Here is a 14,339-nt window from a genome sequence, read left to right as displayed (position 1 = left end):
TATTCTACGAATGTCATCCATGTTCGGTCTTGCTGTCGGTAGAATTGAAGGAGTCAAGTAGAGGAACGGACACTTGGCGCATGTCTCCTGTGTCCAGCATATGGCGCGATGCGGGGAACTTGATGTAAGCGATTGCGTTAAAATGATCACATGGCCGATGGATTATAGCAGGACTATGTAATCCACTTATAGTACTTGGAATTATATGAATAGTAAATATATAGTAATAATAATATATCGATTAAAAAATTACAATATAGTCCATGATCTAACATGAAATTACTTTTCTCCACAAATTCAACAAAAACAGGACAAAAGACACATGCCCTACTGCCTAATCAACGAAAAGCGCAATCGAGCCCTTCTTCTCGCAAAGGGAGCTCTCTTGCGCAGTTGCAATCAAGGACAGAGCTTGGTAGATTAAGTTTATGCCAAAATACGCAGCCGGGAGCGAATGACGATGAGTTTTACTTTAGACAGAATCGAGAATAAAATTGAATTTTTCGAAGCTTATGATTTGAAAACGCTCGAAGCCAAAATCGACGCGCAAATCGAGAATAACAAAGCGCTGCTGCTGGATGTGTTCTCGATCAACCATCAAGTGGTGTTCGATCCGAATGCCGGGAAAATGCTGTACAGCGCCGTCGTTCATTTTAAAGTGAAAAAATAACGAATCCCGCCAAGACAATAGCTTCATACCCACAAAAACCATCGGCCCCTCTGGCCGATGGCTAGGATTTAAATAAACAGCGCGATGCCGGCCATGACCAGTCTGTACCAGCCGATCATCGACAACCACAGCGGGACGCTCAGCAGCACCCCGAACATGACTCCTACCGAAAATCTTCCTTCCATACGCCGCACCTCCATCATTGTCCCCTTGCGCCCAAGCGCTTCTGTGATGATAAGGCAAGCATAGCAAAGTTATGTTTGGAATCTTTTAGGTCCTTGTTAGATTTCAATGAGCTTTTTGAACTATGACGAAACAAATTCACAACTTTTTACCTATTTTTGCACGAAGCAAACCATGCTTATCAAAAAAAGACCCGTGCACAGCGCACGAGCCTTGCTTCTTGCGTTACTCTATTTTTCGTACAGCTCCAAGGGAAGCCGGTCCGGATCGAAAAAGAACGTAAATCGTTTTCCCGTGGTCTCATCGACACGAATCGGCTCCACGGCGATTTCTTCGGCTTCCAAAGCCTTGACGGCCGCTTCGATATCGTCAACCTCGAAGGCCAGATGCCTCAGACCTCTTGCTTCCGGATAGCTTGGCCGCTCCGGTGCGTCCGGGAACGAGAAGAGTTCGATTTGATGACTATCCCCGACCCGCAGATCCAGCTTATACGACCGGCGCTCCGCCCGATACGTTTCCCGGATGACCGTCAGTCCGAGCACGCCGACGTAAAAATGCTTCGACTTCTCGTAGTCCGAGCAAATGACCGCGGCATGGTGAATGCTGTTCAGCTTTAGCATGACGTTGTGCACAACCTCCTTCGGAACCAAACTTTATGTCGTCCGATCAATAGCTGATTAACGAAGCCAGCAGAAGACCCGACGCCAGACTCAAACAAAACGAGAAAATACCAACGGACACATTGCCCTTCGGAATTTCGGCCAGCACTTTAAAAGGAGTCAGCAGTTCGAACAAGTAGAACACGATAATCTGGAACGCGATCCCGATGAGCCCCCAGATAATTAAATCGACGAGACCGACCGAATGATATACCGCGGACGCGAGAACGAGCACTTGGCCGATAATTTTACCCCCAAGATCGTAAGCCGTAGCTTTGGCGGCTGCCGCTTTAGCGGGATCGGACAAATCACCGCCCTCCCGGATGAGTGCAAATTCATTATACGGCGTCGTCAGGTTGAAAAATAAAATGCCGAGCCCCACAAGCGGTACGGTCACGCCCAAATACATCAAAAAGTTAATGATATTCCCAAACTGATCCAACGAACTCCAACTCCCCAATAAATGTTGTAATGTAAGGCTGTTCTTCTCTGCTAGACTAGCCTATGACCGACGAAGGCAAATAATAGGACAAATTATTCGTGATGCTCCCGCCGACTCGCGCAATGACGGCAGAGCTTCGGCCGTCGATCAGAAAGCAGCCCCATAGCAGCCGGCCGTCGTACGGGCCGTTTAACGTTTCCACCCGGATACGGGGTAGCTCGGCATATTGCTGGTAGACCATCGGCTGATCCCCGTATTCATCTTCCCCGCTCGCCTCCGCAATATCCCCGCTCCCCGCATAGATCGTGACTCCGCTGCCTTCGCGTCCCAGAATCGGCTTCACCACATAAGGCGTGCCTTCGGGGAAGCACGGCTCCATAAACGTCGGCAGCATGTAGGCTTCGATCGTCTCATGCTCCTCTTCCGTGTAAAACTCCCCCGCTTGATGCAAATTCCAGATCAGCGCCTGGAGCGCCTTCGTCTGTGCGGCGAACCCCGAGGGCGGATTAATGATTGCCAGTTTGCCGTCCGCGATTAATTCCAGCACATGCTCGCCGGTCGGATAGCCGTCTGTATCCCGGTCTTCAGCCAGCTTCTCGATCGCATGCAGCCGGTACAATACATCGATCGGACATATCGCCGCTTCTTCGTCACCGGTATTGGGCTGCGCCCATATCCGGTCTCCCTCCACGCGAAGGTCGGACAGCGCTGCAAATTCCGCGCTGGCAATCCCGGATTGCTTCAGAAGATAGCGGGTCGTACCGGCATCCTCCTCATGCCAATCGAGTGAGCTGAAGACGACATGCTCGGACGCATAGCCCGCTTCGCGGTATAGGTCGAGCATCCGTTTGAACGCCTGGCGGAAATCCCCGCTGCAGCCTTCGTTCGGGTCCTCTTCGCCATAGGCGGCGCACACCCGGCCATTCGCATGAAAGGCTTCGACGATCCCCGTCGGCGTGTCGCTGTTAAACTCAAGCATCTTGAGCCCCTGCGGTGTCATAGCAAAATCGAACCGCCCGATCAGCGTCGGGATATCTTCATCGAACCGGAGACGAATGGCGCCGAACGACGCGGGAGGCAGTCCCAGTTCAGCCAAAAGCGCCGGTTCGCCCTGCTGGACGATCCGAACGGTCTTGGCATAGATGCGTCCTAACGCTTCTGCGGATTTGCGCATTTCAGCCAGCTGCGCCCGTTCCAACCGGTACAAGCCGGCGAGCGCATATTCCTGATCGTATAGGCAGTCCCATGTAAATATCCCCTCTTGCCGCAGCGGCCCGTAGATCGCTTCCCGGCGTTCCTCATAAGAAGCGTCCGGCCGAAGCGGCTTTGCCATGCTCATGCCCGCACGCCTCCTCTCTGATCGTTGCTTTTTATCGTCGTCGGACCGCCCATGGCAGCTCTGCGCTAGGAGCTTGAGCTGCCGCTGCCGCCGATGCCGCCTTTGCTGATCCCGGAAGAGCTGTCCGAAGACGCTTTAGAGGAGCTTCCGCCTGAGCCCCCGCCGCCGTAATAATGTCCTCCGGACGAACCGCTGCTGCCATTGTCGCAGTAACCGTCCCCGTTTCGATCGGCGCAGTTCTGGGAATCGGAGCAGCCCGCCGTACCGCCGAGCATCAGTGTCGACGCCACGAACAGCGCTACCAGTTTGCGTGTCCTGCTGCTTTTTTGCTGTTCCATTCTTCGTCACTCCTGTTTTCCCCGGTTTGAATTGCGGCTACATGGGCACGGCGTAATATACATACGTCTCCCGGTCTTCGTCGATTTCGGCGGAAGTGCGCTGCCATTCCCGACCCTCCGCATATAAATAATTCGCCTGAAGGTTCAACATCGCCTCCAGCGTATCGGGAAATGTAAACGTATGCACCAGTCGGTAATCCGCCGTCCATTCGCGGTATTCCCTCAGCTCCATGCGAACGCCGCGGGGACCTTCCGGCTTACTCCATAGCATCGTCCGCTCGTCAAGCGCTTCCTGCACATAAACGACATAACACTCCGGCTCCACAGCGCACGAGGTTTTCTCGTACACCTTGCCGTCCTTAATAAAATAGTCGCACGCAAAACGCAAAGCGACCTCGTCCCGGCCGATCCGGTCATAATAATACAGCAGCGGGAACGTCTCGCTGCCCTCGGCATACAAACGGTATTCCAATCGTGTCATCATGCTTCAGCACTCCTTTTCTCTCTCGGAAACGGGCCCTTCTCACGGAGATTCACCAAACATATACGCACAACGGCGCAAAAGGATTCGCCGTCCGCCCTTGCGGTTTGCTCCCCGGCCCGGAAGCTGCATCCAAAATCGATTATAGATTTCTGACACGATACGTCAAGCAAAATTTGCCTCAGATCTGGTAAAGCAACAAAAAAAGAGGCCTATGCCTCTTATCTATGAACTTAAAAAATCCAATAAATCCAGTAGGCCAATCCGCATTACCCTATAGGAACCATCGCTCTTCTCCTCCCCCGATACAAGCCTCAACTCTATACTTGCATTGTATGTATAGGTGACATAGCAAGTACTAAGCGTTCTCCTATTTCTAGCATTTTCAATCGTTTATATTCACCGCTCCGATAAGCTTGCATAAGCATGAAAAAAGCGCCGCGCCAATGAACAATCCATGGCTCAGCGCTTCGATGAATTTTTAAGAACTTGCGCGAATAAACAGCTAAGGTCCGGGCATCCTTTTAAACGCTAGGAAAAGAAGCAAGATCATCCCGAGATAGCCGAACAAAGGATAAAGATAGGAAAGCAGCGGCGTATAACCGATCTGGCTGATCAGAAAGCTTCCGAGCAGAATCGCTAACACCAGCCCTTTGGTCGGGAGAACGAACAGGCTTTGAATTTGACGCGCGATCCCAAATACGTTGCCGACGATTGTTGTAAAAATTTCCCCGTAGATGACCAGCAAAAACAAAATATGAACCGCTCCGCCCAGATCCCGAATAATTTCGGCCATCGGAATATCAAAAGCTGCAATTTCCGGCATCTTGGAATTCATGGCCCAGTGGCTGATCAGCAGCATGAATCCAAGAGCTACGCCACCCCACAAGCCGCCCCATTTCAAGGCGCTTTCGTCCTGTACCTCGCTGCCGAGAGGCACCATCACCGCTTGGACAAAGGCAAAATTCAATGCGGCGTAGGCAAACGGACTAATCAGCCACGTTAGGTCGGACCATGGCGTGTTTCGCCAACCGATGCTTGGGGCCGTCCCGCTGTTGCCGAACACCTGCAAGGCAATGAGAAGCATGAAGCAAAGCATCAGAGGCACTACCACCGAGTTTACCGCCAAAATTCCCTGCATATCTCTGGTCATGACCAGATAACAAAGGATGATACTGATAACAATGCCCCACTGATACGGCAGACCAAGCTGTTCCTCAAAAATGGAGCCGGCGCCCGACAGCATCACCGAAGTCATCCCGAATAAAATCGCGAACGTTGCAGCATTGGCGACCTTGCCGAACAAGCTGCCGAAAAGATAGGTATTAAGCTCCTGATAAGAAAATGCCTGAATCCTGTGAGCCAAAACCATCATCTTGGTTCCAATCCACATAAAAAGAAACGTACTGATCAAAATGCCTACGGCTCCCCATGTCCCGTAAACCGTAAAAAACTGCATAATCGACTGTCCGGAAGCAAATCCGGCTCCCACCACTGTCCCCGCGTATGTGGCTGCAATTTGCAAGATCGAGACCGATTTTTTAACCATAAATCCTCCGGGAGTACCGCATAAAGTAATCTTATGCTTCATTTTATGTCCGGCAGGCTTGTATATGCCCGCTTTGTCCGACCTCTTGGGACAAACTTTTCATCTTGCTACGGCTCGCCCACACGATAAAATTACCTTTTAAATATTCCTTGACAGGAATATTCCCTTCGAGGTATATTTTAAACAAGCAAGAATACGTTACCGACAAACGAAACAAGATACCCGAGGTAACGCGTACCGAAAAGAATATTAGGAGGAATTTGGATGTCGAACCCAATGACAATCAAGGCAGAAGGTCAGGAGCTTATTCTGGAGCGTGTGTTCCATGCGCCGCGCGAGCTTGTATTTAAAGCGTTCTCGCAGGCTGAGCATCTCAAGCACTGGTGGGGACCGCGCGGCTGGACGCTTACGGTTTGCAACGTTGATTTTCGTCCAGGCGGCATCTGGCATTACTGTATGAAATGTATCGATCAGAACCAAGGCGATTTTTACGGTTTCGAATCTTGGGGCAAAGCCGTCTATCAGGAAATCGTCGAAACGGAAAAAATCGTCTACAAGGATTACTTCTCGGATGCCGAAGGCAACGAAGCGGAAGGAATGCCCTCGCCTCTCATTACGATGACTTTCACAGAGTTCGAAGGCAAGACGAAGCTTGTCAGCCGGGCCCAATACCCTTCTGCCGAAGCGCTCAAAACCGTTATCGACATGGGGATGGAGCAAGGAATTACCGAAACCTGGGATCGTCTCGCCGAGCATTTGCAAGCCATGCAATAAAACAAATTTTGTTATCAGCAAAGCCGTTCGGCCCAGAGCCGGCGGCTTTATTTATTTAAGTTAAGCGTTAAATCCACCTTTCTTTATTTTAATAAATAAACACCCAATTGCGAATTACTTAAATATTTAACGTTTTTTACAAAAATATTTAAAAAATGAAACCAACAAAGATGGGGTGGCTATTTTGGATACAATCGATCTCTAGCTTGAATATTGCAGACTTTGAGGACACAACCTCATTTGTCTACGCAGTCCTTCTGACGGCATCGAGTCCTTTTAACTCTGGTGGCATTCATGGGCAGTTTGACCCGTGAATTCATTTCGCCTTTCGTACTTCAAGTTTTGAATGGTTCTGTAGGAGCAGCATTTATTTATTTTTCCATAAAAATGGTTTTGCAAAAGAAGGGTTGAGTTTCGAATTCGTTGTCCCTTCATTCTCCATACTCCATTCGGTAAGTTTTTTTGCATCCGTTAAGTTTTTTTGTCGAATTATGAAGGAAAATTGCACTTGATATTGAAATTCTTTCTAAAGAAGGTTCCGACATCATGAAATTCCCATAACTTATGAACCTGACAGAAACTAATCGGAAGATGGAATGGGAGTAATGACGAGTATGGAAAATACGACAAACACCCCAGCAACGTCTGCGGGGGCGGGAACGGCAGCCAAAAAATCAAATAAGAAGCTGATCATCATCATGAGCTCGCTTCTCGTTGTATTGGCAGCAACCGGAGGAATCGCCTACAAGCTTACGAATAACATGAAATACGATTCGTTGGTCAGGCAGTATAATCAGGATTTTGAGTCGATTCAGGCGGCGGGTTCCGCATTCAAAAAGCAGATCGAAACGCCTCCTGTCGACAAAAAAACGCTTAAGGAAATCGTCGGTTTTTATGAAAGTTCCAAATCAACGATCAATTTTGAAGCCCAAGTGAAGGAATTGAACAGCAATCCCAAGTACGCTTCGCTTACGGCGGAAAAGAAAGATTACTCCAGTCTTAACTTGGAAACTGCAATCGCGGAGTACAAAGACCGGTTGAAGGATATCGAAAAGCTTCAGAGTGTCATCCAGCGAAGCGACAACATCGATTCAGAAATCAGACAGTTGAAGAAGCCCAACGACAATATGTATGCCATTTATGGCACAGTTGACGCTCTTATCGAAAAAAACAACAAGCTTAAGGATGAAGTGCTCAGCGTAGTTTTATCGCCGAAATTAAAAGATATTCAATCCAAGTTCGTCGATGCTTTGACTTACCGCGGCAAATATTTGACCGAAATGCAAGCTGCGCATGAGGCTGCAGAAAGTTATAAATATAACGAAAGCAGTTACGAACGCAATATCGCCGACATCAAGAAAAACAAGCAGCTGGCACAAAATAATACGTATTCCTACGGATTTATTACTGCTGCCTACAAAGCGGCCGATAACGCGGAGTCCAATCGAAAATATTTAGAAAAAAAGGGGGCCGAGCAAAGAAGTCATGCAACCGAAGCCGCTAACATGCTGGCCAAGTATGTGGAATTGACGGGGGCCGAATCGGCCGATTTGACGAAAAGCGAGATCAATCCTAAGCCGCTTCCGGAAAGTCCGGCAAAGCCATCCGGCGATGAGGAGAAGGCCAAGATGATGGTCGAGATTTTCCTGACGAAAAACATGTGGGCCCTCACCTCGGACAACATCCATGTCGTGACGCCGTATTTAAGTTCGAAGAAACACCAAGAACAGGCCAATTATATGCAATACCTGAAAAGCAAAGGGATCAAGGAATCCATGACCCTGGCCGAAGCCAAGTCGGTAGAAAAATCGGGCGATTCCACCTTCATCGTTACGACATCGGAGAAGTACAACATCTCCTATGGCGATGGCAGCCGCAAAACCAAGAGCTTCACTTCCAAATATAAAGTCGTGAAAACCGACTATTACGATTATGACTTCGTGATTGACGAATTGCTCGAAGCGAAGGAAACGGAAAGCATAGACAGCTAAGATTGCTTGCATCAGCGAAATAATTACCGGCCGTCGTATAAAACAGCCATACCAGCCTCCGGATTTTGATTCCGGAGGTTTTTTGACGATGTAGCGTGAGGTAATTTCAATTATTTACCTTTGCATAAAGAACATGTGTTCGGTATATAATAGTCGTGTACGAACATATATTCGCAGGTGATGGAAATGCAACGAACTGTTCTCATGGCAGATGGGCAAAGTTTTTATGCGAGCATCGAAAAAGCAGCGCACCCGGAATATCGGGATAAACCCGTTGCGGTAGGGGACCCGGCACGAAGAAGTGGAATTATTTTAGCTGCCTGTCCGATTGCAAAATCACGCGGCGTAACTTCAGCCGAAAGAGTCGGTGAAGCGCTGGCCAAATGCCCGGATTTGGTCGTCATACGGCCACGAATGCAAACGTATATCTCGGTATCCCTGCTCATTACGGAAATTTTCGAATCCATTACAGATCAAGTTGAACCGTTCTCCATCGACGAACAGTTTCTCGATGTGACAGGATCTTTGGCCTTGTTCGGTTCTGCTGAAGAGATTGCCCGTTTGATACAAACCCGAGTAAAGCTTTCAACCGGAGTATGGTCCCGTGTCGGTATCGGCCCCAACAAAATCCTTGCCAAAATGGCTACGGATAATTTCGCAAAAAAGAGGCCTACAGGTATATTTGAACTTACCCATGACAATATCGAAGAAGAACTTTGGTCCCTGCCTGTCCATCAAATGTTTATGGTAGCCGGGCGCATGACTTCCCATTTTGCTCGAATGGGCTTACACACCATCGGCGATATTGCGCGTCTCGATCTCGGTGAATTCAAGAAACGGATGCGCTTCCGGATGGGTCGGCAAAGCGACATTCAAGCGGAATATTACTGGCAAACGGCGAACGGCATCGACCCGAGCCCCGTTGTCACTGGAATGCGCAGCCAAATTAAAGTGATCAACCACGGTAGGGCATTAAAATGGCAGGCCTATCGAACGATCGAAGACATTGAACCACTTATGCTCGAACTTATCGTGGAGGTTTGCCGCCGTGCCAGGCGGTACGGATATATGGGCAGAGTCGTTGCGGTGGGAGCTGCAGAAACCGACGGACATCGGTCTTCAGGCTTTGGGAGGCAAAGAACATTGCCGCGTCCTACCCATTTGGAACATGAAATCGGCCCGGTCATACGCTCACTCTTTTTGGAGCACTGGAAGGGCTTGCCTCTTACTCATTTGCATATTACGCTCACGGACCTTTCAAGAGATGATATGTATCAACTTGACTTATTTGAGGATCGAGAACGATTGATTCACCGCGAAAAAACAGTCGATGCGCTGAAAGAGAGATTTGGACCAACGGCTATTATCCGTGCATCGTCCTTGTTAAAAACGGCTCAGGCATTTGAAAGGGCAGCTCAAATAGGGGGTCACTGGGCATGAGTAAACTAGACGGAAATGGCCGCTGGCAGTCGAAAATGACGCTCACGGAACATACGGAGCAATATGAGGCGCGTAATGAGCTCAAAACTTCTCGACCGACACCCGAAGAATACACCATGGCTCGGGATTACATTCTGCTGCCACATATGTTAACCATGGTTGAGCGGAGTATCGAGGAAATAAGAGCTTCAACAAATATCTTAAAGCGGTTGTATTTGATCGCGGCGCAAACCATTATGAATCAAATCCATCAAGACATGTACTCGTTGCGTCGGGAATTAAGTAAACGAAACATTAAAGTGATCAACGACGAGCAGATCGACCTCGTTATTTATTACAAAATCATATGCCGGGGCTACGAAGAACGATTCGGTATCGTTCGCGATGTAGTTCGATCGGAGATCAGTGTGCGTTTGACCAAGTATCTGCAAGACGTTGCAAAATTCATTGAGCAATACGGCAAATGATGTGCGTGACCGGGACTTCTTATCTATCAAGAAATCCCGGTGATCATCTCCTCTAGTCCAGTGTACTATGAGCATATCCCCGGATCGTGCTATAATCGGAAAAAGAAAAGCGTCCCGCCTCGACAGAGACGGAACGCTAAAATGGAAGCAAAGGTGAAGACGCATGCTGCTGCATAAGGGCGAAACGTTGTTTCGCCAAGGAGAAACCGGACCGCTGTACCGCATCAAGAGCGGCCTGCTCAAAATCGTCCGGATTCATGAGGACGGAAATCCCGTCCTGGTCAATATTATCGTTCCGGGGGAAACGATCCCTCATCATTCCTTGATCAGTCCGAAAGAATATTACGGGATGGCGATTGCGCTCATGACCTGCGAGATCGAAACGCTTCCCGCTCAAGAATGGTATGCCAAGCTTCAACGGGAACCGCAAACGTGTCTTGAGATCGCCATGCTGCTGGAGAGCAAGCTGCGGATGATGCAGCAGCGAATCGATCAGCTGACGCAGCTTGCGCCTGCGGATAAGCTGGCGAAGCTGCAAGCCTGGTTCGAAGCGTATATTGCCCCGGCCCGATTGACGGATCTGCTGACACAGGAAGAGATCGGCCAGTTTATCGGACTGCGCCGCGAGACGGTCAACCGTCTGCTTCGCGCTCAAGCAAGCACCCGCGCTGCCTTGCAGGCCCGGGATGATAGCAAACGCCGACGCTAAGCATACCGTTCCTCTGTTTATCCGAACCGCATTTTAGCGTTGTCCCGGAACTGCTGGTTCCCCTGCTTCCTCCAGCGAGCCTGACGGTCCGAAAAATTCGTAACGCGCATCCTCCTTGCGTACGCCCCAGGATTGCAGCATCCGGTTGACCGTCTTCATGAACGGCACCGGTCCGCAGAAATAGAACGTCGCATCCGGCGAAGGAGCGACGGATTGCAGCCACTCCAGATCGATGTAGCCCTCCTTGTGGAACGTACACTCCTCCCGATCGGCAGCGGTCGGCGATTGATAACAAAAGCGATATGAAAAGCCGGGATGCCTGCGGGCCAGCTCTTCTACCTCGGCGCGCATCGCGTGCGTCTCGCCGTTGATGGCAGCGTGAATGAACGTGACCTGCCGGTCCGGCGCCGTTTCGCCGAGCGTTTTCAGCATACTGAGCAGCGGAGTCAGACCGACGCCGCCGCTCAGCAATACGACTGGGCGCGGGTCGGAGATGTTGAGCGTGAAGTCCCCAGCAGGAGCCGTTAGCCATAGCGTATCGCCTTCGCTCACATGTTCGTGAAGGAAGACGGACACTTTGCCCGCCGGGCGGTCCGGCGCGCCGTCCTCGCGTTTGACGGAGATGCGGTAATACGGCTTACCCGGCGCATCGGACAAGCTGTATTGCCGAATATGCGTATAGGTCTCACCGGGCATCTCCGGCTTCACGCTGACATACTGTCCAGGCTCGAACGAGGCGATCGCGCCACCGTCAAGCGGAACCAAATAGAACGATGTAATGACGCTGCTTTCCTTTTGCTTGCGCTCCACCCGGAACGCGCGGAATCCTTCCCAGCCGCCCGCTTGCCGCTCGGCCTGGGCATACATTTCCGCCTCTACGCCGATGAAGGCGTCGGCAATGATGCCATAGGCGGTTTCCCACGCCTGAAGCACCTCGTCCGTAGCTGCCTCGCCGAGCACCTCCCGCATGGCCGTCAGCAGCGTCTGGCCCACGATAGGATAATGCTCAGGCTTCACTCCAAGGCTCCGGTGCTTATGCCCGATCTGCTTCACTACAGGCAGAATGGCAGCCAGATTATCGATATGCACGGCGGCGGCGTACACGGCATTAGCTAGCGCCGTCTGCTGATGTCCCTGCTTTTGGTTCGTATGGTTAAAGACGTTCAGCAGCTCCGGATGCTCGGTGAACAAAATTTCATAAAATCGTTTCGTTACTTCAGTCCCCTTCGACTCCAGAAGCGGGGCCGTCGATTGAATAATGCGGATCGTCTGTTCGTTTAACATCGTTATCCCTCATTTCATCATAGCGGATTTCGTTACCTTCATGAGAAAGTATACAAGGACGCCCGGAACGTCTTTGTGATTTAGATCACATCAAAACAAAACGATTTGTGGCAAGCAGACAGCCGGTCGGGATCTTTATTTCTCCGACCGGCTGTCCGCTTGCCGAGTTATTTGATTCCGGGATTGTATGCCTCAGAGGTTAAAAGCCCGTCTTCGACGTATCCTTCCCTTGATCGGCCAGTGTTTCGCCGTTACCCGTACCGGCATTGCCGTAAACCGTGTTATTTTCGCAGCGGCTGCCGGCGATCTGGATGGCGGTCGCCGAACAGCGGGACAGCATATTGCCCGTGACGAGATTGTGCCGGCTGAAGGAGCCGTCGGCATTGCCGGATGTTTCAAGCGTAATGCCGGTTTGGACCCGCCGCACATCATTGCCCGTCACCGTAGTGACGTCGCTGTTCAGCAGGACGATGCCGCGCTCCGTCTGATCGATTTTGTTGCCGGAAACGATGTTACCGAACGGCCGCTCGCCGTCTGCCGCGCCGTCGCCCGTCAGTGAGATGCCGGATTCTTTTGCCCGGGAAATGATGTTATGGACGATCACGTTGTCCGTACAGTAATCGCGCAGCACGATGCCCTGCTTGCTCGCAAAAGCGCCGTTTTCCAGCCCTTCCGCCGACAAAATGTTGCCTTCGATCCGGTGGTACGAGCTCGGCTTCAGCTTGGAGGATATCACGATAAAAGCATCTTCGCATTGCTGCGCCACGTTATCGGAAACGATCGAATACGAGCTGCCTGCGGAAATATAGATGCAGGGTCTTTTCAACAAATGAAACCGGTTATCCGTCAGCCGGAAATTCGCCGCCGATTCGGCAAAGATCCCATAGCCTTCGTAAAAATTTTCATAAGCGAGTAGCTGGGAGAACGAGCTTTGGCTAACCGAGACGTGCCGGCTGTCGTTAAGCCACACGCCGTTGACGATGGTGGTGAAATGACAATTCCGAACGGAGACGTGTTCGCATTTTTCAAAATAAACGCCGCGTTCCGTCATCTTGAAATTAGCCAGCGATAAGGCGCCCATGCCTTCGAAGCCAAGCCCCTCGACCAGATTCTTCTTCGTGCCGAGTCCCATCACCATGGATAGGTTCGGCTCCGCCGCTTTCAGTATGGATGCACCCGGTCCATCTCCGACCAAACGTACATTCGGCCTCAGCATAATGGAGGATCTCAGAATGTAGCGCCCGGGCGGCAAATAAACGGTCCCTCCCAGAGGCGCCGCCGCTTCGATGGCCGATTGAATCGCCGGCGCGTCGTTTTGATCAAAACGGCCCAAGCCTTGCGCTCCGTAGTTTTTTACGTTAATCCAGGCGACCGATTCCGGGCGAAACCCCGGATTTTGCATCGGATTGGGCATCGGCTCCGCCGCGGCCGTGCCGCTCCAGCCCGTACTGGCGGCCAGGATCATGCCGGCTGTCGCCGTGCCCATCGTGGCCAGCAGCTCGCGGCGGGACATTGCTTTGTCTTTGGATGAAGATGAAGATTCCGAAGTCGACATATCGTATATCGTTCCCCCTTCCACAATCTAGCAATCTATCAGCATTATAGCCTTCTCCGCTTCATTTGACAATTGGGCCGGTGCCCAGCACTCCGACAAAAAAAAGAACATGCCCGCTTAGCGGAACATGCTCCACAGTTTGATCAGATGAAACGCATTGTTCGGATCGATTTTTTGCGAGATCACGAACTGGACGAGCTGCTCGCTCTGCTGCTCGGTGACTCTTTCGCCGAGCACCTTCGTCAGCATGCCGACGAACCGACGAACCTTCACGCGGTCCTGTAAATCGTACTTCGTAACGCCCTGTAAAATCATTTTGACCCGTTCTTTTGTCTCGGGATTTTTCATCTTCAGCTTGATCCGCTCGACTTGCGCAGGGTCAAAGCCGTACTGCGTATAGCTCATGCCGCACACCTCCGCGTTCTTGCAAATAGGACTTACAACCACCATACAGTAGT

The 14,339-nt window shown here is 50.7% G+C and carries 15 protein-coding genes; 6 read left to right on the top strand and 9 right to left on the bottom strand.

What is annotated here, in order from left to right:
• The first annotated feature begins 460 nt into the window (after positions 1-460).
• Positions 461-670 carry a YrzA family protein gene (locus ET33_RS25840; protein WP_036688954.1) on the top strand — a complete coding sequence of 70 codons (210 nt, stop codon included), beginning with the start codon at positions 461-463 and terminating at the stop codon, positions 668-670.
• Between the two features lie 413 nt (positions 671-1,083).
• On the opposite strand, the gene gloA2 is transcribed toward ET33_RS25840, so the two are convergent.
• The 6 genes from gloA2 to ET33_RS25810 form a co-directional block, all read right to left on the bottom strand.
• On the bottom strand, positions 1,084-1,473 hold the full coding sequence (gene gloA2 / locus ET33_RS25835; protein WP_036688949.1) for an SMU1112c/YaeR family gloxylase I-like metalloprotein: 390 nt from the start codon (positions 1,471-1,473) through the stop codon (positions 1,084-1,086).
• 46 nt (positions 1,474-1,519) lie between these two features.
• Positions 1,520-1,954 carry a DUF350 domain-containing protein gene (locus ET33_RS25830; RefSeq protein WP_036688946.1) on the bottom strand — a complete coding sequence of 145 codons (435 nt, stop codon included), beginning with the start codon at positions 1,952-1,954 and terminating at the stop codon, positions 1,520-1,522.
• 55 nt (positions 1,955-2,009) lie between these two features.
• Entirely contained in the window at positions 2,010-3,293 is a 1,284-nt protein-coding gene (locus ET33_RS25825) for a glutathionylspermidine synthase family protein (RefSeq protein ID WP_036688942.1), read from the bottom strand.
• Positions 3,294-3,358: 65 nt separating this feature from the next.
• Entirely contained in the window at positions 3,359-3,631 is a 273-nt protein-coding gene (locus ET33_RS25820) for a hypothetical protein (RefSeq protein ID WP_036688937.1), read from the bottom strand.
• A 37-nt stretch (positions 3,632-3,668) separates the two neighbouring features.
• The gene (locus tag ET33_RS25815; RefSeq protein WP_036689114.1) at positions 3,669-4,112 is read right to left on the bottom strand and encodes a hypothetical protein; all 444 of its coding nucleotides are present in this window, start codon (positions 4,110-4,112) and stop codon (positions 3,669-3,671) included.
• Between the two features lie 505 nt (positions 4,113-4,617).
• Positions 4,618-5,661, bottom strand: a complete 1,044-nt coding sequence (locus ET33_RS25810) for a YkvI family membrane protein (RefSeq protein WP_036688933.1) — start codon at positions 5,659-5,661, stop codon at positions 4,618-4,620.
• A 264-nt stretch (positions 5,662-5,925) separates the two neighbouring features.
• Between ET33_RS25810 and ET33_RS25805 the strand changes: the two genes are divergently transcribed.
• From ET33_RS25805 to ET33_RS25785, 5 genes are all read left to right on the top strand, one after another.
• Positions 5,926-6,435 (top strand): SRPBCC domain-containing protein, encoded by a 510-nt coding sequence (locus ET33_RS25805; protein WP_036688929.1) that lies wholly within the window; start codon positions 5,926-5,928, stop codon positions 6,433-6,435.
• Positions 6,436-7,049: 614 nt separating this feature from the next.
• Positions 7,050-8,426 (top strand): TcaA NTF2-like domain-containing protein, encoded by a 1,377-nt coding sequence (locus tag ET33_RS25800; protein ID WP_036688927.1) that lies wholly within the window; start codon positions 7,050-7,052, stop codon positions 8,424-8,426.
• Between the two features lie 186 nt (positions 8,427-8,612).
• A complete protein-coding gene (locus ET33_RS25795) occupies positions 8,613-9,866 on the top strand; it encodes a DNA polymerase IV (protein ID WP_152570703.1) in 1,254 nt (417 codons plus the stop codon).
• Positions 9,863-10,333, top strand: coding sequence for a hypothetical protein (locus tag ET33_RS25790; RefSeq protein WP_036688921.1), 471 nt, complete (start codon positions 9,863-9,865; stop codon positions 10,331-10,333). The genes ET33_RS25795 and ET33_RS25790 overlap by 4 nt, the downstream gene beginning before the upstream one ends.
• Positions 10,334-10,496: 163 nt before the next feature.
• A complete protein-coding gene (locus ET33_RS25785; RefSeq protein ID WP_036688918.1) occupies positions 10,497-11,042 on the top strand; it encodes a Crp/Fnr family transcriptional regulator in 546 nt (181 codons plus the stop codon).
• A gap of 33 nt (positions 11,043-11,075) precedes the next feature.
• On the opposite strand, the gene hmpA is transcribed toward ET33_RS25785, so the two are convergent.
• The 3 genes from hmpA to ET33_RS25770 form a co-directional block, all read right to left on the bottom strand.
• On the bottom strand, positions 11,076-12,326 hold the full coding sequence (gene hmpA / locus ET33_RS25780) for an NO-inducible flavohemoprotein (protein WP_036688915.1): 1,251 nt from the start codon (positions 12,324-12,326) through the stop codon (positions 11,076-11,078).
• A 199-nt stretch (positions 12,327-12,525) separates the two neighbouring features.
• Complete coding sequence (locus ET33_RS25775; RefSeq protein WP_051775603.1) at positions 12,526-13,881, bottom strand: right-handed parallel beta-helix repeat-containing protein; 1,356 nt, start codon at positions 13,879-13,881, stop codon at positions 12,526-12,528.
• Positions 13,882-13,998: 117 nt separating this feature from the next.
• On the bottom strand, positions 13,999-14,286 hold the full coding sequence (locus ET33_RS25770) for a stage VI sporulation protein F (protein ID WP_036688912.1): 288 nt from the start codon (positions 14,284-14,286) through the stop codon (positions 13,999-14,001).
• Positions 14,287-14,339 lie beyond the last annotated feature (53 nt).

Source organism: Paenibacillus tyrphae (assembly GCF_000722545.1).
GTDB lineage: Bacteria > Bacillota > Bacilli > Paenibacillales > NBRC-103111 > Paenibacillus_G > Paenibacillus_G tyrfis.
The sequence above is the reverse complement of the archived record's forward strand: the minus strand, read 5'-3'. Positions and strand labels throughout refer to the sequence as shown.

Coding starts and splice junctions, on each gene's coding strand:
- ET33_RS25840 (WP_036688954.1), top strand. CDS start 461: ATGAGTTTTACTTTAGACAGAATCGAGAATAAAATTGAATTTTTCGAA.
- gloA2 (WP_036688949.1), bottom strand. CDS start 1,473: ATGCTAAAGCTGAACAGCATTCACCATGCCGCGGTCATTTGCTCGGAC.
- ET33_RS25825 (WP_036688942.1), bottom strand. CDS start 3,293: ATGAGCATGGCAAAGCCGCTTCGGCCGGACGCTTCTTATGAGGAACGC.
- ET33_RS25820 (WP_036688937.1), bottom strand. CDS start 3,631: ATGGAACAGCAAAAAAGCAGCAGGACACGCAAACTGGTAGCGCTGTTC.
- ET33_RS25815 (WP_036689114.1), bottom strand. CDS start 4,112: ATGACACGATTGGAATACCGTTTGTATGCCGAGGGCAGCGAGACGTTC.
- ET33_RS25810 (WP_036688933.1), bottom strand. CDS start 5,661: ATGGTTAAAAAATCGGTCTCGATCTTGCAAATTGCAGCCACATACGCG.
- ET33_RS25805 (WP_036688929.1), top strand. CDS start 5,926: ATGTCGAACCCAATGACAATCAAGGCAGAAGGTCAGGAGCTTATTCTG.
- ET33_RS25800 (WP_036688927.1), top strand. CDS start 7,050: ATGGAAAATACGACAAACACCCCAGCAACGTCTGCGGGGGCGGGAACG.
- ET33_RS25795 (WP_152570703.1), top strand. CDS start 8,613: ATGCAACGAACTGTTCTCATGGCAGATGGGCAAAGTTTTTATGCGAGC.
- ET33_RS25790 (WP_036688921.1), top strand. CDS start 9,863: ATGAGTAAACTAGACGGAAATGGCCGCTGGCAGTCGAAAATGACGCTC.
- ET33_RS25785 (WP_036688918.1), top strand. CDS start 10,497: ATGCTGCTGCATAAGGGCGAAACGTTGTTTCGCCAAGGAGAAACCGGA.
- hmpA (WP_036688915.1), bottom strand. CDS start 12,326: ATGTTAAACGAACAGACGATCCGCATTATTCAATCGACGGCCCCGCTT.
- ET33_RS25775 (WP_051775603.1), bottom strand. CDS start 13,881: ATGTCGACTTCGGAATCTTCATCTTCATCCAAAGACAAAGCAATGTCC.
- ET33_RS25770 (WP_036688912.1), bottom strand. CDS start 14,286: ATGAGCTATACGCAGTACGGCTTTGACCCTGCGCAAGTCGAGCGGATC.